Annotated in this window: 14 protein-coding genes; 9 read left to right on the forward strand and 5 right to left on the reverse strand. The window is 70.5% G+C overall.

Features of this window, described 5'->3' with window-relative positions; genetic code table 11:
• Positions 1 to 137 precede the first annotated feature (137 nt).
• The 3 genes from ABZ570_RS22050 to ABZ570_RS22060 all read right to left on the reverse strand — a co-directional run bounded on the left by ABZ570_RS22050 (position 138) and on the right by ABZ570_RS22060 (position 2,762).
• Positions 138 to 938 carry an ABC transporter permease gene (locus tag ABZ570_RS22050; protein WP_358066570.1) on the reverse strand — a complete coding sequence of 267 codons (801 nt, stop codon included), beginning with the start codon at positions 936 to 938 and terminating at the stop codon, positions 138 to 140.
• Positions 935 to 1,702 (reverse strand): ABC transporter ATP-binding protein, encoded by a 768-nt coding sequence (locus ABZ570_RS22055; RefSeq protein WP_358066573.1) that lies wholly within the window; start codon positions 1,700 to 1,702, stop codon positions 935 to 937. Before ABZ570_RS22055 ends, ABZ570_RS22050 begins: the two co-directional genes overlap by 4 nt.
• 61 nt (positions 1,703 to 1,763) lie before the next feature.
• Positions 1,764 to 2,762, reverse strand: coding sequence for an ABC transporter substrate-binding protein (locus tag ABZ570_RS22060; protein WP_358066576.1), 999 nt, complete (start codon positions 2,760 to 2,762; stop codon positions 1,764 to 1,766).
• Positions 2,763 to 3,092: 330 nt separating this feature from the next.
• Here ABZ570_RS22060 and ABZ570_RS22065 point away from each other — a divergent pair, with 330 nt between their 5' ends.
• From ABZ570_RS22065 to ABZ570_RS22090, 6 genes are all read left to right on the forward strand, one after another.
• On the forward strand, positions 3,093 to 4,178 hold the full coding sequence (locus tag ABZ570_RS22065) for a LacI family DNA-binding transcriptional regulator (RefSeq protein ID WP_358066579.1): 1,086 nt from the start codon (positions 3,093 to 3,095) through the stop codon (positions 4,176 to 4,178).
• Between the two features lie 12 nt (positions 4,179 to 4,190).
• Complete coding sequence (locus ABZ570_RS22070) at positions 4,191 to 5,465, forward strand: sugar ABC transporter substrate-binding protein (protein ID WP_358066582.1); 1,275 nt, start codon at positions 4,191 to 4,193, stop codon at positions 5,463 to 5,465.
• 2 nt (positions 5,466 to 5,467) lie between these two features.
• On the forward strand, positions 5,468 to 6,400 hold the full coding sequence (locus tag ABZ570_RS22075; RefSeq protein ID WP_358066585.1) for a sugar ABC transporter permease: 933 nt from the start codon (positions 5,468 to 5,470) through the stop codon (positions 6,398 to 6,400).
• Positions 6,401 to 6,410: 10 nt separating this feature from the next.
• Positions 6,411 to 7,298: a carbohydrate ABC transporter permease gene (locus tag ABZ570_RS22080; RefSeq protein WP_358066588.1), complete on the forward strand. Its 888-nt coding sequence runs from the start codon at positions 6,411 to 6,413 to the stop codon at positions 7,296 to 7,298.
• A gap of 11 nt (positions 7,299 to 7,309) precedes the next feature.
• Positions 7,310 to 8,863, forward strand: coding sequence for a glucoamylase family protein (locus ABZ570_RS22085; RefSeq protein ID WP_358066591.1), 1,554 nt, complete (start codon positions 7,310 to 7,312; stop codon positions 8,861 to 8,863).
• A gap of 243 nt (positions 8,864 to 9,106) precedes the next feature.
• A complete protein-coding gene (locus ABZ570_RS22090) occupies positions 9,107 to 10,861 on the forward strand; it encodes a xylan 1,4-beta-xylosidase (protein WP_358066594.1) in 1,755 nt (584 codons plus the stop codon).
• 36 nt (positions 10,862 to 10,897) lie between these two features.
• Here ABZ570_RS22090 and ABZ570_RS22095 read toward each other — a convergent pair whose 3' ends face one another.
• Entirely contained in the window at positions 10,898 to 11,644 is a 747-nt protein-coding gene (locus ABZ570_RS22095; RefSeq protein ID WP_358066597.1) for a hypothetical protein, read from the reverse strand.
• 373 nt (positions 11,645 to 12,017) lie between these two features.
• Between ABZ570_RS22095 and ABZ570_RS22100 the strand changes: the two genes are divergently transcribed.
• A complete protein-coding gene (locus tag ABZ570_RS22100) occupies positions 12,018 to 12,536 on the forward strand; it encodes a winged helix-turn-helix domain-containing protein (protein ID WP_358066600.1) in 519 nt (172 codons plus the stop codon).
• 100 nt (positions 12,537 to 12,636) lie between these two features.
• Here the strand turns inward: ABZ570_RS22100 and ABZ570_RS22105 are convergent, their stop codons facing one another.
• Positions 12,637 to 16,998 (reverse strand): S8 family serine peptidase, encoded by a 4,362-nt coding sequence (locus ABZ570_RS22105; protein WP_358066603.1) that lies wholly within the window; start codon positions 16,996 to 16,998, stop codon positions 12,637 to 12,639.
• 336 nt (positions 16,999 to 17,334) lie between these two features.
• Between ABZ570_RS22105 and ABZ570_RS22110 the strand changes: the two genes are divergently transcribed.
• Together ABZ570_RS22110 and ABZ570_RS22115 are read left to right on the forward strand one after the other, a co-directional pair.
• Positions 17,335 to 17,892, forward strand: coding sequence for a winged helix-turn-helix domain-containing protein (locus ABZ570_RS22110; RefSeq protein WP_358066606.1), 558 nt, complete (start codon positions 17,335 to 17,337; stop codon positions 17,890 to 17,892).
• A gap of 229 nt (positions 17,893 to 18,121) precedes the next feature.
• Positions 18,122 to 18,955: an alpha/beta fold hydrolase gene (locus tag ABZ570_RS22115; protein WP_358066609.1), complete on the forward strand. Its 834-nt coding sequence runs from the start codon at positions 18,122 to 18,124 to the stop codon at positions 18,953 to 18,955.
• Positions 18,956 to 18,982: the final 27 nt, after the last annotated feature.

Consider the following 18,982-nt stretch of genomic DNA (forward strand, 5'->3'; position numbering starts at 1 on the left):
CCCACGCCTGTCGGCGTCCACCAGGGAGCCGGCGACCAGGCCCGCCGCGTCCGCGGAGAAGCCCAGGGCCTGGAAGACCGCGGCGACCGCGTCGGTGAGCCACCGCACCGGGACGGCCGGCGGGAACTCTGGCGCGCTCATGCCCGGTCCGCCCACGGGACGCAGAGCCGCTCGATCGCCGCCAGCAGGTAGAACAGCACGACACTCATCACCCCGAGCAGGATCATCGCGGCGAAGGCCAGCGCGGTGTCGGCGCTGGAACCGGAGGCGACGATGGCATAGCCCAGCCCCTCGGTGGCGCCGACGAACTCGGCGATCACCGCGCCGATGACGGCGAGGGTGATGGCGAGCTTGAGACCGACGAAGAGCTGGGGGACCGCGGCCGGCATCCGGATCATGCGGAACGTCTGCCACCAGTTGGTCTTCAGCGACCGGCCCAGCTCCACCAGGTCGGCCGGGGTGGAACTGAGGCCGGCGGCGGTGGAGATGACGATCGGGAAGAAGCAGACCAGGAAGACCAGGAAGACCTTGGGGAACTGGCCGAAGCCCAGCCACACGACCAGCAGCGGAGCGACGGCGACCTTCGGGACGGCGTTGAGCATCAGCAGCAGCGGGTAGACGGTCCGCTCCAGCACCCGGGACGCGGTGACGGTCAGCGCCAGTGGCACCCCGACCGCGATGGCCAGCAGGAAGCCCAGCAGCGTCTCCCACAGGGTGACCAGGCTGTTGTCCCACAGGTAGTCGGACTGCTCGACCATGGCCTGCGCCACCTGCGTCGGCGACGGCAGCAGGAAGCTCTCCACCTCGAAGACGGCGCTGATCGCCCACCACAGGGCGGTGGCGGCGACCAGGCCGAGGACTGGCAGGGCGTACCGGCTCAGGCGACTGTCCGTCCGCGGCTTGGCCGGCCGGGTACGGCGCGGCTCGATGACTGTCACCGTGCCACCTCCTCGGGGGTCATCAGCAGGTCGTGCAGTTGAGCGCGCAGCTCGCCGAGTTCGGCCGAGTGGCCGTCGTGCCCGAGCGAACGCGGACGGGCGATGTCGATCTTCACGATCTCGCGCAACCGGCCGGGGCGCGGGCTGAGCACGACCACCCGGTCGGCGAGCAGCACGGCCTCGTCGACCGAGTGCGTCACGAAGAGCACTGTGGAGGCCTCTTTCATGTGGAGGCGCTGGAGTTCGACCGTGAGATCGGCGCGGGTGAGCGCGTCGAGCGCGGAGAACGGCTCGTCCATCAGCAGCACCCGGGGCTGCTGGATGAGCGCCCGGCACAGCGAGACCCGCTGCTGCATGCCGCCGGAGAGTTCGTGCGGCAGGCGCTTCTCGAAGCCGTTCAGCCCGACCAGGTCGAGGAGTTCGTGGGCGCGGGTCCGGGCGGCGGCCTTGTTCAGCTTGAACACCTCGGTCGGCAGCAGCACGTTGTCGATGACCGATCGCCAGGGCAGCAGCGCCGGGCGCTGGAACATGAAGCCGATGTCGCGCCGTGGCCCCTGGACCGGGGTGCCGGCGACGGTTATCTCGCCCGAGGTGGCGTCCTGGAGACCCGCCACCAACCGCAGCAGGCTGGACTTCCCGCAGCCGGACCGCCCGACGATCGCCACGAACTCGCCGTCGGCGACCTCCAGCGACAGATCGCGCAGGGCCTCCACGTCACCGGCCCGGGTGCGGTAGATCTGCGAAACGTTACGAATTCCGATCATGGTGTCGCCCCTCGCGGTGCCGCGCGACCACTGGCCGCCGGCACCGCCGTCGAAGAGGAAGTTACGGCTTTGTGATGTCGTAGACGCCGAGGTCGTCGGCGGCCGGCGTGGACTTGAGGGTGCCCGTTTCGGCGAGCATCGTGATCATGCGCTCGACCCGCGCCCGGTCCAGCGTCCCGGCGGTCCCGCCGTCGCCCAGGACGTACGGGCGCATCTCGGTGAGTTCGGCGGCGGCCACCTTCTCGTCGGCCGTCCGGTCGTGCTTCTTGAGCAACTGGGCGGCTTCCTCGGGGTGCTCCACCGCGTAGAGCAGGCCCTTGAGCAGCGCGGCGGTGAACTTCTCGACCTCTTCGCGGTTGCTCGACAGCTTCGACTCGGAGACCAGCAGGCCGTTGCCGTACAGGTCGGGCAGCTTGTCCGCGTAGGGCAGCATGGTGACGGTCTTGCCGCCGGCTGCCTTCTCCAGCAACGGCTTGCCGGCGGCGAACTGGCCGATCGCGTCGACCGAACCGGCGGCGAGCAACTGCGGCAGGGCCTGCGGCGAGGACGGGACGAACTTCACCGAGCTCGGGTCGATGCCGGCCGCCTTGGCGTACGCCGGGAAAATGATCATGTTGGTGGAGCCGGAGCTGTCCGCGATGCTGGCGCCGGGCAGCTTCTCCGGCGAGTCGATCGCCTTGCCCAGCGAGGCGATCCCGGCCATCGACTTCTGGTGGATGGCGGCGACCGCGCGGACCGGGAACTCGTCGTTGGCCATGGTGGTGATGAACCCGGACAGGTCGCCGGTGCCGTAGTCGGCCTGCCCCGACCCGATCAGCTTCATCACGTCCACGGTGCCGGTGCCGGGCTTGATGGTGACCTTGAGTCCGGCCTCCTCGAAGTAGCCCTTCTCCAAGGCGACGTAGGCGTACGAGTCCCGACCGAACGTCCCGAAGGAGGTCAGGTAGGTGACGGAGGCGGCATCGGGGGAATCGGTCTTCTCCGAACCACCACAGCCGGCGACGGTGAGAGCGAGGGCCGCTGCGGCGACAGCCGCGACGAGCCGGTTACGACCTGACATGAAACCTCCTACGTAAGCGGGTTTTATCAAATGTCAAACCTGCGGACACGTCAAGACCTCGATCCGACGACACTGCCCGGACCGCCGGCCCGCGCCCCCGCCCCGGGTCCAGCAGCCGCGCGTACCCGACCCGGACCTCGAGACGGCCGACGGCGCCGCTGCCGGCCTCGAACTCCATCGACGTCAGCGGCTGGTCGTCGTGCCCGACGACCAGGAACGCGTTCGCGACGTCGGAATTTCGGGCCGGGTGGTTGTGGACCACGGCACACCTGCCTATGGTGCTGCTGTAACCGGTTTCAGTGACCGGGGTCGAAACGGGTCGGAGGTGGAATGAGCAGCAGTCGGCTGACCGTCCGGGAGATCGCTCGCCTGGCCGGGGTGTCGGTCGCGACGGTGTCCCGGGTCTCCAACGGCACCGGGCAGGTGTCCGAGGAGACCCGGCGGCGGGTGCTGCGGGCCATCGAGGAGCACGGCTACCGGCCGCACCACCTCGGCCGCGCCCTGGCGGCGCGCCGGCACGGCGCGGTCGGCCTGGTCTTCCCGGGGCTGTCCGGGCCGTACTTCTCGGAGCTGATCCAGGGCTTCGAGTCGGAGGCGGTGAAGACCCGGACCAGCGTCCACATCCTCTGCACCCACCTGCGCGCCGACTCCGACGCCGAGGTCATCGAGATGGCCCAGCGAGTCGACGGACTGGCCGTGCTCGGCGGCACGGTCTCCCCCGACACCATCGAGGAGCTGGCCGCCATGCTCCCGGTCGTCGTCCTGGCCGGCGACGGGCCCGCCGGGGTGCCGGCCGTGCGGGTGGACAACGCCGCCGCGGCGGCCGCACTGACCCGGCACCTGCTGGCCGACCACGGGTTGCGCCGGCTGGAGTTCGTCGGCGACCCCAACGGCTCCCCTGACGTGACCGAGCGCTGGGCGGGATTCCGCCAGGCGCACCACGACCTGGAACTGCCGCCGCCGCGGGCCCCGATCCGGGTCGGCCTGCAGCAGCCCGACGGCGTCCACGCCGCCGAGCAGGTGCTGCGGCGGGCGATCCGGCCGCAGGGCGTGGTCTGCGCCAACGACGAGAGCGCGTTGGGAGTGCTCGTCGGCGTGACGGGGCGCGGCCTACGGGTGCCGGAGGACCTCGTGATCACCGGCTTCGACGACATCCCGATGGCCGCGCTGGTCACCCCGCCGCTGACCACCGTCCGGCAACCGGTGCGCGAGTTGGCCGCGCAGACCGCGCGGCTGCTGCTGCAGGTCGCCGCCGGGAGCGCCGAGCAAACTGGCCTGCTGCATGCCACCGAACTCGTCGTCCGGGGCAGCTGCGGCTGCCCGAGAAGCCCCGAACCCACACCCACCGGTCGGCGCCACACCCCCAGATCGCGCCACAGCGGCACGAACCAAGCGGCGTCGACGACCACCCCCTAGGAAGGAAGGGCCATGAAGAAGCACTGGAGGTATGCGACAGCCCTGGTGGCCGCCCTCGCGCTGACCGTGACCGGCTGCGGCCGGGACGAGGGCGGCTCGGGCTCCGGCGACCAGCCGGCCGGCAAGGAGATCGCGGCCGGCAAGGCCAAGGGCGAGATCACGGTCTGGGCCATGGGCGCCGAGGGCGAGAAGCTGAGCGCCCTCGCCGCCGACTTCACCAAGGAGAACCCGGAGGCCAAGGTCAACGTCACGTCGTTCCCGTTCGACGCGGCGCACGACAAGATCGCCACCGCCATCGCGGGCCGGCAGACGCCGGACGTCAGCATGATGGGTACGACCTGGATGGGCGAGTTCGCCAAGACCGGCGCCTTCGACCCCACCCCCACCGGCCTGTTCGACCAGAGCAAGTTCTTCGAGGGCGCGTGGAACACCACCGTCGTCGGCGGCACCTCCTACGGCGTCCCGTGGTACGTCGAGACCCGGCTGATCTTCCACCGCAGTGACCTGGCCGCGAAGGCGGGGGTGCAGAAGCCGACCAGCTGGCAGGGGCTCACCGACTTCGCCAAGGGGATGAAGGACAAGGGCGGCGCCAAGTGGGGCATCTACCTGCAGCCGGGCGGGACCGGCTCGTGGCAGACGTTCATGCCCTTCGCCTGGCAGGCCGGCGCCGACATCATGCGGGACGGCAAGTTCACCCTCGACACCCCGGAGATGCAGAAGGCGCTGGAGTACTACGCCTCGTTCTTCAAGCAGGGACTGGCGCCGACGCAGCTCGCCCCCGAGTCCGTGGGGCCCGGCTTCATCAAGGGTGAGGTCGGTGCCTTCGTGTCGGGCCCGTGGCACATGGGCATCCTGCGCGAGGACGGCGGCGCGGCGCTCGAGGGCAAGTGGGACGTCGCGCAGATGCCGCGTGAGAAGGCCGCCACCTCCTTCATCGGCGGCTCCGACCTCGTGGTCTACAAGGATTCCAAGAACCGCGACACGGCCTGGAAGTTCGTCCAGTTCCTCAGCACCCCGGCGGCCCAGCAGAAGCTGTACGACCTGGTCGGCAGCCTCCCGGCGGTGCAGGAGAGCTGGCAGTCCGGCAAGCTGGCCGACGACCCGCTCCTGAAGGCGTTCGGCGAGCAGCTCAAGGACGCCAAGTCGGCGCCGGCGATCGCCACCTGGGAGCAGGTCGCCGACGTCATCGACGACGGCATCGAGCGGGTGGTCCGGGGCGTCGCCGACCCCGCCACCGCCACGAAGGAGATGCAGGCCAAGGCGTCCTCGATCGGCACCGGGAGCTGACGATGGCTTCCGCCACCGCGCAGCGACCCGCGCGCACGGGCGGCCGGCGGGGGGCCATGGGCAGGCGCCGGGAGGGCGTCGCAGGTTGGGGCTTCGCCCTTCCGTTCCTGCTCGTGTTCGCGGTGTTCATGGCGGGCCCGGTGCTGGCCTCGCTCGCCATGAGCTTCACCGACCTGCGCAGCGCCGATCTGCGCGACCCCCTCGGGGTCAACCCGGTCGGCCTGGACAACTACGTCAAGCTGTTCGGTGACGACACCTTCCGGCAGGCCGCCCTCAACACGGCGTACTTCGTGCTGGTCGGGATCCCGCTGACGATGATCCTCGGGCTCGCGGCCGCGGTCGGCCTGGACGCCGGGATCACCAGGTTCCGGACGTTCTTCCGGGTCGGCTACTACCTGCCCGTGGTGACGAGCATCGTGGCCATCGCCGTCGTCTGGCGCTTCGTGCTCGAGCCGGACAGCGGCCTGGTCAACACGCTGCTGGGTTACGTCGGCATCGACGGCCCGAGCTGGCTGACCGACCCGACGACGGCGATGCCCGCGCTCATCCTGATGGCGGCCTGGCGGAACCTCGGGTACCTGATGGTGATCTTCCTGGCCGGGCTGCAGGCGATCCCTCGGGAGCTGTACGAGGCGGCGGCCATGGACGGCAGCGGCGCGTGGTCGCGGTTCCGCCACGTCACCCTGCCGCTGATGCGGCCCACGCTGCTCTTCGGCGGCGTCATCACCGGCATCGGCTACCTGCAGTTCTTCGAGGAGCCGTTCGTGATGACGCAGGGCGGGCCGCTGGACCGGACGCTGTCCGTGGCCTTCTACATCTACAACCAGTTCGGCTTCGGCAACTACAGCTACGCCGCGGCCATCAGCTATGTCCTGTTCGTCGCCATTCTCGTCCTCACCCTGGTGCAGTTCCGGCTGCTCCGCTCGAAGACGTGAGGGAGCCATCATGACCACATCCGTGCACACCCCGGCCCCGCCCCGTACCGGCCGACGGCGCCGGGCCGCGGGCGGCGCGCCGGAGGCCCGGGGCCACCTGTGGGTGTACGCCGTCCTCGCCGGTGGGCTCGTACTCCTGGTCGGTCCGTTCGTGTGGATGCTGCTCGGCTCGTTCAAGACCAACGCCGAGGTCCGCCGGGTGCCGCCCACCTGGCTGCCCGAGTCCCCCACGCTGGAGAACTACCGCCACCTGTTCACGCAGTTGGACTTCCCGCAGTTCTTCTTCAACAGCACCCTGGTGGCCGTCGCCATCACCGCGGGCAATCTCGTCTTCTGCTCGATGCTCGGCTACGCCCTGGCGAAGCTGCGGTTTCCCGGCCGGCGGGTGGTCTTCGCGCTCGTGCTCGGGATGCTGATGGTGCCGGGCATGGTCACCTTCGTTCCGCTGTTCATGCTGGTCAGCCAGCTCGGCATGGTGAACAGCTATGCCGGGCTCATCCTGCCGTGGCTGGCCCAGCCGCTCGGGGTGTTCCTGATGCGGCAGTTCATCCTGGGCCTGCCCGACGACCTGATCCAGGCGGCGCGGGTGGACGGTGCCGGGGAGTTCCGGATCTTCGTCCGGGTCATCCTGCCGCTGTGCGGGCCGGCCTTGGCCACGCTCGGGATCCTGCAGTTCCTGGCCACCTGGAACAACTTCCTCTGGCCGCTGGTCGTCGCCCAGTCCGAGGACAAGTACACCCTCCCCGTGGCCCTGGCGCTGTACGCCATCGGGGAGAACAACGCCCGCTACGGCCTGCTGATGGCGGGTGCGGTGGTGACCGTCCTGCCGATCCTGCTCATCTTCGTCCTGCTGCAGCGCTACTTCGTGCAAGGCATCGCCATGACCGGCCTCAAGTGAGGAGTCTTCTCGTGCGATCCAGATCCCGTCTCACCGTCGCCGCGGGGGTGATCATGTCCGTCGGACTGGTCGTCGCCGCCGCCCCGGCGGCCACGGCCGCCCCCTCCCCCGCCCCGTCCTCCACCGCGGCCCGCAACGGCGTGCTGCAGCAGTACGTCGCCGACACCTGGCGCTCGTTCGCCGCGATGGTCGATCCGGCCACCGGGCTGGTCGCCGACAACATCGGCGGCGACCTCGACCCGGGCGACCGGTCGGCGTACACCTCGCCGACCAACATCGGCGCCTACCTGTGGAGCACGGTCGTCGCCCGGGACACCCGGCTGATCCAGGCCGGCGAGGCCCGGGCCCGCATCGCCCAGACCCTGGCCGCGCTCGCGAAGCTGGAGATCCACGAGCCGTCGGGCATGTACTACAACTGGTACGACCCGTCGACCGGGGCGAAGCTCACCACCTGGCCGGCCGACGGCAGCACCGTGCACCCGTTCCTGTCCAGCGTCGACAACGGCTGGCTCGCCACCGCGCTGACGATCGTCAAGGACCAGGTGCCCGAGCTGGCGGCGCCGGCCGACGCGCTGCTGCGCCGGATGGACTTCGGCTACTACTACAACCCGGCCGAGCGGCAGATCCGCGGCGGGTTCTGGGTGGAGTCACCGCCGGGCTGCTCGGTGCCCGGCAACTACCGCGGCGGCCCCGACGTCTGGTACACCTGCCACCACTACGGCGCGTTCAACACCGAGCCGCGCATCGCGAGCTACCTGGGCATCGCCGCCGGCCAGATCCCGCCCGAGCACTACTTCGGCATGTTCCGCACCTTCCCGGCCGAGGGCTGCGACTGGTCGTGGTCGGAGCAGCGGGCGGTCGGCGAGTGGCGCACCTACCTCGGGGTGCGGGTGTTCGAGGGCGCCTACCGCTACCGGGGGATGCAACTGGTGCCCACCTGGGGCGGCTCGATGTTCGAGGCGCTGATGGTGCCGCTGTTCGTGCCCGAGGAGCAGTGGGGCAGGGACAGCTGGGCGATCAACCACCCGACGTACGTCCGGGCGCAGATCGAGCACGGGCTACGCGAGGCCGGCTACGGCTACTGGGGCTTCTCGCCGTCGAACAACCCGGCCGGCGGGTACCGGGAGTACGGCGTGGACCCGATCGGCATGGACGCCGCCGGCTACACCTCCGACCAGGAGCGCACCACCGTCGACGACGGATACGGCGAGTGCCGGCCGGCGCAGCCGCCGCCGACGGCGTACGGGCAGGGCGTGGTGACCCCGCACGCGTCGTTCCTCGCGCTGCGCTACGCGCCCGACGAGGCGCTGCGGAACCTGACCAACCTGCGGCGGGACTTCGACGCGTACGGCCCGGGCGGCTTCTACGACGCCGTCAACGTGACCAGTGGGCAGGTGTCGAAGCGCTACCTGGCGCTGGACCAGGGCATGGTCATGGCGGCGCTGGGCAACGCGCTCGCGCACGACATGCTCCGCCAGCCGTTCAGCGAGGGCGCCATGAAGCAGCGCCTCGCCCCGCTGATGCGGATGGAGCGGTTCTCCCTGCCCGGCGCCAGGAACGGCTGATCCCGGCCATCCTGCGGCGCAGGCCACCGGCCTGCGCCGCAGGATCGGGCCCACGCACTCCCCCACCCGGTCCTGGTCCGGCGAACGGATCAGGTAACCGGTTACAGTCGCGACACGGATCCGCAGAGACATCCGGAGGTAACCTCGTTGACCCGCGCAACCGGCACGTCCCCTGGGAACGACGCCCGCTCCGACTGGGAAACTCGCATCTCCCGGCGTAGCGACGAGAGCAGGCGCCCCGGGGTGCCGGACCTTCCACCGCCCGCCGGCCTGCGCGCCGAACCCGGGGTCGGCCACGTGCGGCTGTCCTGGTCGCCGGTCGACGGCGCGGTCGGCTACCTGGTCCACCGCGCGCCGGCCGCGGGCGGTTCCGGGTTCGCGCCCGTGGACCACCTGGGCGGTGACGTGCTCGCCGTGCCCGATCCGTGGTACGTGGACACCACCGGCGACCCGGGGCGCGCCTACGCCTACGCGGTCGCCGCCGTGCCGGAGGTGACGGTCACCGGTCCGCTCTCCGCGCCGGTCACCGCCACCGCGCTCCCCGCGGCCGGCGAGCCACCGACGGTGCACCTTCGGGTGGACGCGGCCGCCGCGGGCGTACCGCTGCACCGCCCGTGGCAGCCGATGATCGGCAGCGAGCGGCTGTCCCAGCTGCTCTGCCGGGACCGCTCCGGCGGCCGGGAGATCGGCACGGAACTGCTCGCGGCGCTGCGCCGGGTCCGCGACGAGATCGGCGTGGCGACGGTACGGGCGCACTCGATCCTGCACGACGACCTCGGCGTCTACCGCGAGGTCGACGGGGAACCGGTGCACGACTTCAGCCGGGTCGACGAGACGTACGACCTGCTGCTCTCCACCGGGCTGCGGCCGGTGGTGGAGATCGGCTTCATGCCGCGCGACCTGGCCCGCGACCCCGAGCGGACGGTCTTCGAGTACCGCGGCATCATCTCCCCGCCCAAGGACTGGGAGCGGTGGGGCGACCTGGTCCGCGCGCTGGTGCGCCACCTGCTCGACCGGTACGGCGACGAGGTGCTGGGCTGGGACTTCGAGGTGTGGAACGAGGCCAACCTGGAGGTGTTCTGGTCCGGCACCCGCGCGGAATGGATGCGGCTGTACGACGTCACCGCCCAGGCGGTCAAGGACGTCGACCCGCGTATCCCGGTGGGCGGTCCCTCGTCGGCCGCCGCCGGCTGGGTGGACGCCCTGCTCGAGCACGCCGCCGTCAGCGGCGCGCCGGTCGACTTCGTCTCCACCCACACGTACGGCAGCCCGCCGCTGGACCTGCGCCCCACACTGCGGCGGTTCGGCCGCCCGGACGCGCGCATCCTGTGGACCGAGTGGGGCGTCACCCCCACCCACTTCCATCCGGTCAACGACGGCACCTTCGCCGCAACGTTCCTGCTCACCGGGATGCGCTCGGCGGCGGGCCGGGTGGATGCCCTGTCGTACTGGGTGGCCAGCGACCACTTCGAGGAGCTCGGCCGTCCGCCGCGGCTGCTGCACGGAGGGTTCGGGCTGATCACCGTCGGGGGCATCGCGAAGCCCCGCTACCACGCGCTGTGGCTGCTCTCCCGCCTCGGCGACACGGAGCTGCCGGTGCGGGCCAGCGGCGACGGTGCCGACGGGCTGGTGCAGACCTGGGCCAGCCGGCGCGACGACGGCTCCCTCGCGGTGCTGGTGTGGGCGTCCACGCTGGACCAGTCGAAGCGGGACGGCGACCCGGCGCTGGCGCGGCGGGTCGTGCTGACCCTCGACGGCGTGGCCGGGCGGCCGGTGCGGATCACCCGGCTCGACCGCGAGCACGGGGACGTCACCACCGTCGCCGCCCGGCTCGGGGTCGGCGAGTGGCCCGACGAGGAGCAGTGGGCGGCGCTGCGCACGGCCGACATCCTGCCCGCCGAGCCGGTGGACGCCGTCGACCGGGACGGGGGCACGCTGGTGGAGCTGGAGCTGCCGCAGCCGGGCGCGGTGCTGGTGGAGGTGGGACCGGAGCGGTGACCGCGCCCCGCCGGCAACTGGAGCCCGGCGTCAACGTCAGGCCCACTCGCCGGTGAAGAGCGGGGCGACCGGGCGTTCCCGGCGCCCGATCCGCAGGTCGCCGAAGACGGTGCTCCGCTCCGCTCGCTCTACCTCCGTGTCCAGGTCGATCCGCAGCTCCTCGGAGGCGTCGTGGGCCGCGCCGATGAGGACGATCTCGGTGCCGGGGTGATCGAGGAACGCGGGTGGGTCGAGCGGGGCGAAGCGGCGACCGTGGAACGCAGCCTGCAGCGCGGCTGGTAGCCGGACCTTCCGGGATCCGCGGAGGCCGACGCCGGGTGGGGAGGGTGCCTGCGGGTTCTTCACCGTGACGATGTAGCTCGCCTCCGACTCGATGCTGAGTTCGTGCTGCGCCTCGCCGAGACGCGGCGGCAGCTCGAGTTCGTACGCGAGATGGGTGTGGTCGTCGTGCCGCGCGATCACGTACGCCCCCTCGGCGGCGGGCCGGGCCGGCGGCTGCTGCCGGCTGTCGCGGGTCCGCGTGCGGTAGCTGCGCGCCCGCAGGGCCTCGTGCAGCTGCTGGGGTCGGTCCACCACCTCGTCGACGAACGCCCAGAAGCGGTCGTGCACGTCGATGTCGGGCAGGCGCTTCCGCCCGACGATCAGCAGGCGCAGGTGCCGCCCGTGCCACGGGTGCAGCACCACCAGCAGGCGCTGGACCTCCGCCAGGGAGTCGACGTGCTCCTCCTCGACCCGGGGCCGGTAGAAGAAGTAGATGTCGCCGTCCTCGAGCAGTTCGGCCATTCGCCCCGCGTACCCGATACGACTGGTGCGCAACGTGGGGCACGACCTGGTATTTCCTACCGGACGGTAACGGGCGAACTGATACTTGCTCGTTACATTGACGTACAATACTATATCAATCAGGAAGCAGCCGCAGGTCGCCGGAAGAAATGCCTCACAAACCACCTCACCCGGCGACTCGACCAAATAACGCAGATTCGAACAATCGATAGAGATGGAGAGCCCATTCGCGGTCCGGTTCCGACCGGATCGGCTGCTCCCTGACCATCTGCAGCTATTTCTCACAGGTTCGCCACGACCGGGGCCATACGGCCAATTGCTTGGCGTCACGGAGGAATGATCCTGGATCGGGTGGAATCGGAAGGGGCGGAGGATGAGGGGGTTCCCGACCGCGTCCTTGGTAATCGGCATCGCGTCCTCACCGGCCGAACGCAGCCGGCTCGCCCAATTGCTCGGCGGGACCGATGCCTTCCTGATCGTCTCCAGCGTCGATCAGGCGCGGGCGTTTCTCACGGCCGGGGCGCCTCGCGCCGCGGCGGCGACAGCGCCGCCGCCCGGCCAGGCCGCGATGACCGAGGCCGTGGGAGACTTCGGCACGCCACCACCGCCCGATCTGTGCGTCGACTCCGACCGGCGGGTGCTGCGCTGGCTGGACCGCGAGATCGAGCTGACCCCGTTGGAGCACGATCTCCTGCTGTGCCTGGTCGGCACGCCCGAGCAGGTGTGGACCTACGAGCGGCTCCACCTGGAGGTCTGGGGCAACAAGCACCTCGGCCGCGGGTCCGACATGCACTCTGTGGTGCGGCGGGTACGGCGCAAGCTCGCCCGGCTGGGCGCGAGGGCCGCGATCCACGCGGTCCGCGGGGTCGGCTTCCGCCTCGCCCTGGCCTGACCGTCGCGTGCCCCTGAGGGCGTCACGGCTGGCAACCTCCAGACCTGATCCGGCCCGCCTGGTCGCAACCAGGCGGGCCGGGTCAGTCACCGTTCAGTTGTCAGCAACGGGTCGGGGACAGTGCGAAGTCCTCCACCCGCGGGGTGCTGTTGATCGTCGTCTGACGGGTCTGGGGCTTCCAGCCGTCCTTGGCAACGACCATCTTCAGCGGGTTGTGCTTGCGGTCCAGCCAGTAGGCGTACTTGCCCTGGGCATCGGTGGTGAAGGTCCACGACGCGGCCTTCCCGTCGACCTGGACGGTCACCCCGGCCAGCGGGGAGCTGGCGCCCTGGCAGCTGGTCCCGGTGACCGTGCCCATCAGCTTGCCCCAGGTGCCCGGCGGCGTCACGTTCATCGTCACCGGCACCGGCTGCACCGTGTACGGCGTGTTCTGCTTGATCCCGACCGAGGCGGTGTAGCTACCGGGCTGGTCGACGTTCGCCGTCATCCCGACGGTGACCGTGACCTTCTGACCCGGCGCCAGCGTGACCGCCGTCTTGTCGATCGTCATCCAGCTGACGTCCGCCGGACGCTCGGCGCACTCCTCGAACCCGGGCAGTGCCTCGCTCTCCGCCGCGGCGTTGAAGCTGCCCGACGAACCGCCGACCTTGTAGAAGCCGCACGCCGCGCCACCGCGGTACCGCGCGGTGTTGGCGTTCGGCAGGTCGGACCACGAGTTGCCGGCCGGGTCGTAGGCGAAGCCGGCGTTGGTGATGACGCCGCCCTGCACACCGCCGACGACCAGGAGCTTGCCGTTCGCGACGGCGAACGAGCTGGCCCAGCTGTCGACCGGCGCGTCAGGAATGGCGGTCCAGTCGTTGGCGGCCGCGTCGAAGGCGTAGCTGGCCTTCTGCGCCACGGATCCGTCGTTGCCACCGGTGCAGTAGACGATGCCGTCGATCCCGCCGCAGGAGGCGAACGCCACCGACTTCGGGTAGTTGGGCAGCGTCTCCCAGCTGTCGCTGCCCGGGTCGTACCGGACGGCCGAGTTGGACATCGGCGTACAGGACGCGGTCGTGCAACCGCCGATGGCGTACAGCTTGCCGTCGACGACCGCCTGCCCTGCCGCGGCGCGCGGCGCGGGGTTGTTGGCCTTCTTCGTCCAGGTGTTGGCCGCCGGGTCGTACGACCAGGTGGTGCCGTCGGGCCCGGCCGCCGCCCAGCCGCCGGTCACGATGATCTTCCCGTCCACGACACCAGCCGTCACGGCGTTACGCGCGCCGGGAAGGTCGGCGATCGGCGCCCAGTTCTGCGCGATCGGGTCGTACACGTAGTTCTTCGCGCTGGAGGCCGTCCCGTTGCCGCCGGCGATCGAGTAGACCTTGCCGTCAAGGTTCACCACCCGGTTGTCCATCACGTTCGCCGGGTAGTTGGCGATGTTCGTCCACGGCGCGGCGGACGGGCCGTCCGCGGTGGCACTCGCCGTGGCCGCCTTGCCGGAGGCCTGCGCGGCGAACGACGTCGGGACGTTGAGCCGCTGCTCGGGTGCGCCGCTGGCGGCGAGCACCTCCTGCTTGCTCATCTTGGATCCGTCGGCTCCCAGGAGCACGAAGTCGCCGTCCCGCTCACTGAACTCGACGTCAACGGGCGCGGCGCCGGTGTTGGTCACCGTGAAGGTCTTGTTGACCTTGCCGGTGGGCATCTGGGCCGTGCCGGTGACCTCGGCCGGCTCGATCGACAGCCGGCCAGCCCCGAGCTGGAAGGTCGCGTCGTTCACCCGGTGGGCGTGCACGTCGACCTGCTTGGTCTGGCTGACGTACTTGCCGGCCTTCGCGGTGAACTTGTGCGAGCCGGTCAGCGACGAGAACATCCAGAAGAAGCCGTCGGCCAGCTTGGTGTCGTCCGGCGTGGCCGCGGTGGTGGCCTTCTCCGCCGGCCGGTCGTCGCTGGTGACGGTGGCGCCGTTGAGGTAGCTGTTGTCGTTCTTGTCCTGCACGTGGCCGAGCACCAGGCCGCCGTCGATCGGCTGGCAGACGACCCGGCTGCCGATCAGCACGTTGTCGACCTGCCACCACCACGCCCAGGAGGCGTCGTAGTAGCGGAACCGGACCCGGGTCTGCGCGTTGCCGGCAGCCTGCGGAATCTTGACCTCGGTCACCAGGGGCCCACGGGCGCTGGTCGACTGCCGGAGCACGTTGGTCCAGGTGGTGCCGCCGTCGAGGCTGAGGTCGACATCCGCCTTGTTGGTGCCCAGCTGCCGGAAGTCCTGGTTGAACCGGATCACCGGAGCGGCGACGTCGGTGAGGTCGACGACCGGGCTGACGAGCGCGGCGTCCTGCCGGTTGCCGCTGCCGTACTTGTCACTGTCGAGGACCGCGTGGTTGCCGGTGCCGCCGGTCAGGTTGCCGCGGTTGCCGGGGTCGTTGAACTGCCAGACCTGGCCGTTGCCCTGGTTGTCCACCAGGGACCAGCCGGACGGCGCGGTGGTGCCGTCGAAGGTCTCGTACACCCCGTCGGAGCCGTTGCGGTATCCGGGCGCGCTGGTGCAGGAGTTGGCGGCCACTGGCACGGCGACGTCGTGGGTGACGTTGCTCGAGCCGACGACGACGTCCTTGGTCACCGTCTGGTAGCCCGGGTACTGCGGCTCGACCTTGATGCTGTAGGTCGCCCCGGCCGGGAGCTTGAAGCTGTACTGGCCGTTGGTGGGCGTGGTGTAGTCGGACACCCCGGACGGGCCCTCGACGCTCACCTTCGCGTAGAGCGGCCAGCCGTGGCCGGAGCCGTCGGTGACCGTACCGCTGACCGTGACGTTCGGCATCGCCGCCAGGGCGATGTTGGTCGTCGTGGTCGTGTCCTTGGTGATCGTGGCCGACACCGTCTTGGTCTCGTAGCCGAATGCCGACACCGCGACCTGGTAGTCACCGGCCGGCAGGAGGGACGAGTACTTGCCGTCGCTGCCAGTGGTCAGCTGGCGGCTGGCCGGGCCGGTCAGGGCCACGGCAGCACCCGCGATCGGGGTGCCGGTGCCCGCGTCGGTGACCGTGCCGGTCAGGGTGCCGGTGTCACCGATCGGGGCGGCGTCGAGCAGCGCGAGGGTGTCGAGCCGACCCTCGCCGTAGACGTTGTTGTTCGCCGCGGTGCCGCCGCACTGGCTGTCGGCCTTGTCGATGGCCGTGGTGTTCAGCAACGCGCGGGTCGCGGTGACGTCACCGACCAGCGCCGGCGCCGCCGACCACAGCAGCGCGACCGCGCCCGCGAGGTGCGGGGCGGCCATCGAGGTGCCGTTGAAGCTGGCGTAGCTGTTGCCCGGCACGCTCGACCGGACGTTCACCCCCGGCGCCGAGATGTTCGGCTTGATCGTGCCGCTCTGCCCGGCGCCACGCGAGGAGAAGCTGGCGATGTTGTTGTTGATGTCGTACGCGCCGGCGGAGTAGTTGTTGATCCGGCTGCCCGGGGAGCCGCTGGTCTGGCAGCCCGGACCGTTGTTGCCGTTGGACCAGGCCCCGAAGATGCCCGAGGCGGTCCACGCGTCGGTCACGTCCTCCATGAACGGGTCGTTGGAGGGCAGCGTGGTACCCCACGAGTTGTTGATGATGTTCGGCCGCTTGCTCGCGTCCGGGTTCTGACCGTTGAGGTCCCGGGGCTGGAGCATCCACTGGCCGGAGTTGATCAGCGCGGCGTCGCTGGGGCAGCAGCCGTTCGCCGCGATCCACTTGACCTCGGGGGCGACGCCGATCTGGTTGGCCCCGTCGGAGCCGGCCATCGTGCCCATGGTGTGGGTGCCGTGGCCGTTGTTGTCACAGGGGGCGGCGGCGCAGTTCCCGGCGGCGTTGTACCAGTTGTAGTTGTGGTTGAACGTGCCGTCGCCGTTGTTGCCGCGGTAGGTGTTCACCAGCGCCGGGTGGTCGAACTGGACCCCGGTGTCGATGTTCGCCACCGTGATGCCGGCGCCCTTGACGCCGTACTGGGACCAGACCCTGTCGGCCTTGATGTTCGCGATGCCCCACTCGAGGGCGTTCACCGTCTTCTCGTTGGTGCCCTCGGTGACCTCGGGCACCTTGTACTCGATCGGGGCGTACAGGCCGTCGACCTCGGCGTGGGCGGCGAAGTTCTGGGCCATCGTCGACGAGCCGCCGGTGACCTTGATGGCGTTGGTCGCCCAGAACGTCTCGTACTTCACGCCCGAGCTGTTGAGCTCAGCCCGGATCTTGGCCTGGCTGTCGGCGGCGGTCTTCTGCAGCGCCTCGGCGACCGCGGTGCCCCGCTCGGCCCAGTCCTTGATCTGGCTGGCCTTGCTCAGGTCCGCCTTGTCCTTGAAGTGGATCCAGAAGTCGCCCTCGCTCTTGCCCTCCAACTGCTTCGCGAGATCCGGGCGGATCTTGTCCGACGGGGACCCAGCTCCGGTCCCCGTTGCGGCCTGTGCGCCCGTGCTGACCGCGACCAGGGCTGTCGTGGCGAGGGCCAGGGCCGCGCCTGCGCTCACCAGGGATCTGGCTATGCGCCTCGGGTGTGGACGTTTCAGCATCGCTGCTGCCTCCTCCGGTACGACCCGCGGTTGATCGAGCCAATGCGAAGGGTGCAGGAGATCCTCTCCAGTGAGGAACGCGCCGGAACGAGCAGACCCCCGTACCCCGGGGCCGCCGTGCGGGTCACGCCGGCTGCCCGGTTGGACACTATGATCGAGGCAAAAGGACGATCAAGCACGCGACGTGAGCAACTTGTCACTAACGGTTTGCCTGGTTGCTGGCAGCCTTGACAATTATCGTCACGGCCAAGACGAAGTTGGGCGGAAATTGCCCGTCGTTTCGGGGTGGGGGCTGTGGCCGAGAGCGACGAGAGCACTGTGCCGGGCGGTGGTGCCGCTCCGGCGGAGCACCTGTTTCCACTGTTGATCGCGGTGACACCGTCCCCGGCCGAACGGATCCGGCTCGCGGAACTCCTCGACGGTGTCGCGCCGCTGCTGCTGGTGGCCGACCTCGATGAGCTGCGCAAGCTGATCGCGGTCCCGCAGCAGTCCTCGGTGGCGCCGCCCGCGCGGGCTGCCGTCGCCGCACCCGCGGTCGCCGACGACACCCTGCAGATCGATTCGACCCGCTCCACCGCCCGCTGCGGCGACCGGCAGGTCGATCTCACCCGGCTCGAGCACGACCTGCTGAGCTGCCTGACCAGCGAGCCGGTCCGGGTCTGGAGCTACGCCGAACTGCACCGGTCGGTCTGGCGGGACGAGCGACTGGACCGCAAGGCGGACGTGCAGTCCCTGGTCAAGCGGCTGCGGCGCAAGCTCGCCGACCTCGGGACCGGCGTCACCATCGACGCCGTACGCGGGGTCGGGTTCCGGCTGACCGAGCGTCAGCCGCCCAGGGTCAGCGGCGCCTGACGCCCGGCCGGCGGGTTCCGCCGTGCCACCACCGGCGGGCCGGCGGCCGGCCGGATCGGCGGACGCCCGGGTCGGCGGCCGGCCGCGGCGGCCTTGCCCGACACGCTCGCGAACGGGCAGACGCCCACGGCCGGACGACGTAGTTTGCACGGTGGGTCGTCTCCGGCGACCGCGGATTCGGCACGTCAGCAGCGCACATCGGACAGACATGGACGGAAGGAGCACCACCGTGACGGCCACCGATTGGACCACCGACGTCGAAGGCGCCGGCCGGTATGCCGAGGTCAACGGCATCAACCTCTACTACGAGACGCACGGGAGCGGGCAGCCGCTGATCCTGCTGCACGGCGGACTCGGCTCGGGCGAGATGTTCGGGCCGGTGCTGCCCGCGCTGGCCGCGCGCCACCAGGTCATCGCCGTGGACCTGCAGGGGCACGGCCGCACCGCCGACATCGACCGACCGCTCGACCTGCAGTTCATGGCCGACGACGTCACGGCGCTCATCGACCACCTCGCGTTGGACCGGCCGCATCTGGTGGGCTACTCGCTCGGCGGCGGGGTGGCGCTGCGCGCGGCGGTCAGCCACCCCACCAGGATCGGGCGGGTCGTCGCGGCCTCGGCGCACATCCGGTCCGACGCGATCTACGCGGAGATGCGCGCACAGCAGGGTCAGGTGGGCGCGGCCGCCGCCGAGTTCATGAAGGACACGCCGATGTACCAGCTCTACCAGCGGGTGGCGCCGCGCCCCGAGGACTTCCCGCGGCTGCTGGACAAGATCGGTGCGCTCATGGCGCAGGACTTCGACCTCACCGAGGAGATGCGTGGTCTGCAGGTGCCGACGATGATCGTCGCCGCCGACGCCGACATGGCGCCGCCCAGCCACTACGTCGAGGTCTTCAAGCTGCTCGACGGAGGTCTGCGCGACGGTGGCTGGATGAACGAGGGCCGGCCGAAGGGCGGTCACGCGCTCGCGATCCTGCCCGGCCTGACCCATTACAGCATCTTCAGCTCGCCGCTCTTCGCCACCACCGCCCTCGCCTTCTTGGACGATCCGGCGAACTGACGAGCAACCCGGAGGGTGGACCGGGCC

It is taken from the genome of Micromonospora sp. NPDC007271, from assembly GCF_040634005.1.
Classification (GTDB): Bacteria; Actinomycetota; Actinomycetes; order Mycobacteriales; family Micromonosporaceae; genus Micromonospora.

What these genes read in the sequence shown, in the direction of transcription:
- ABZ570_RS22055 (WP_358066573.1), bottom strand. Translation starts at nt 1,702, where the DNA reads ATGATCGGAATTCGTAACGTTTCGCAGATCTACCGCACCCGGGCCGGT.
- ABZ570_RS22060 (WP_358066576.1), bottom strand. Translation starts at nt 2,762, where the DNA reads ATGTCAGGTCGTAACCGGCTCGTCGCGGCTGTCGCCGCAGCGGCCCTC.
- ABZ570_RS22065 (WP_358066579.1), top strand. Translation starts at nt 3,093, where the DNA reads ATGAGCAGCAGTCGGCTGACCGTCCGGGAGATCGCTCGCCTGGCCGGG.
- ABZ570_RS22070 (WP_358066582.1), top strand. Translation starts at nt 4,191, where the DNA reads ATGAAGAAGCACTGGAGGTATGCGACAGCCCTGGTGGCCGCCCTCGCG.
- ABZ570_RS22075 (WP_358066585.1), top strand. Translation starts at nt 5,468, where the DNA reads ATGGCTTCCGCCACCGCGCAGCGACCCGCGCGCACGGGCGGCCGGCGG.
- ABZ570_RS22080 (WP_358066588.1), top strand. Translation starts at nt 6,411, where the DNA reads ATGACCACATCCGTGCACACCCCGGCCCCGCCCCGTACCGGCCGACGG.
- ABZ570_RS22095 (WP_358066597.1), bottom strand. Translation starts at nt 11,644, where the DNA reads ATGGCCGAACTGCTCGAGGACGGCGACATCTACTTCTTCTACCGGCCC.
- ABZ570_RS22100 (WP_358066600.1), top strand. Translation starts at nt 12,018, where the DNA reads ATGAGGGGGTTCCCGACCGCGTCCTTGGTAATCGGCATCGCGTCCTCA.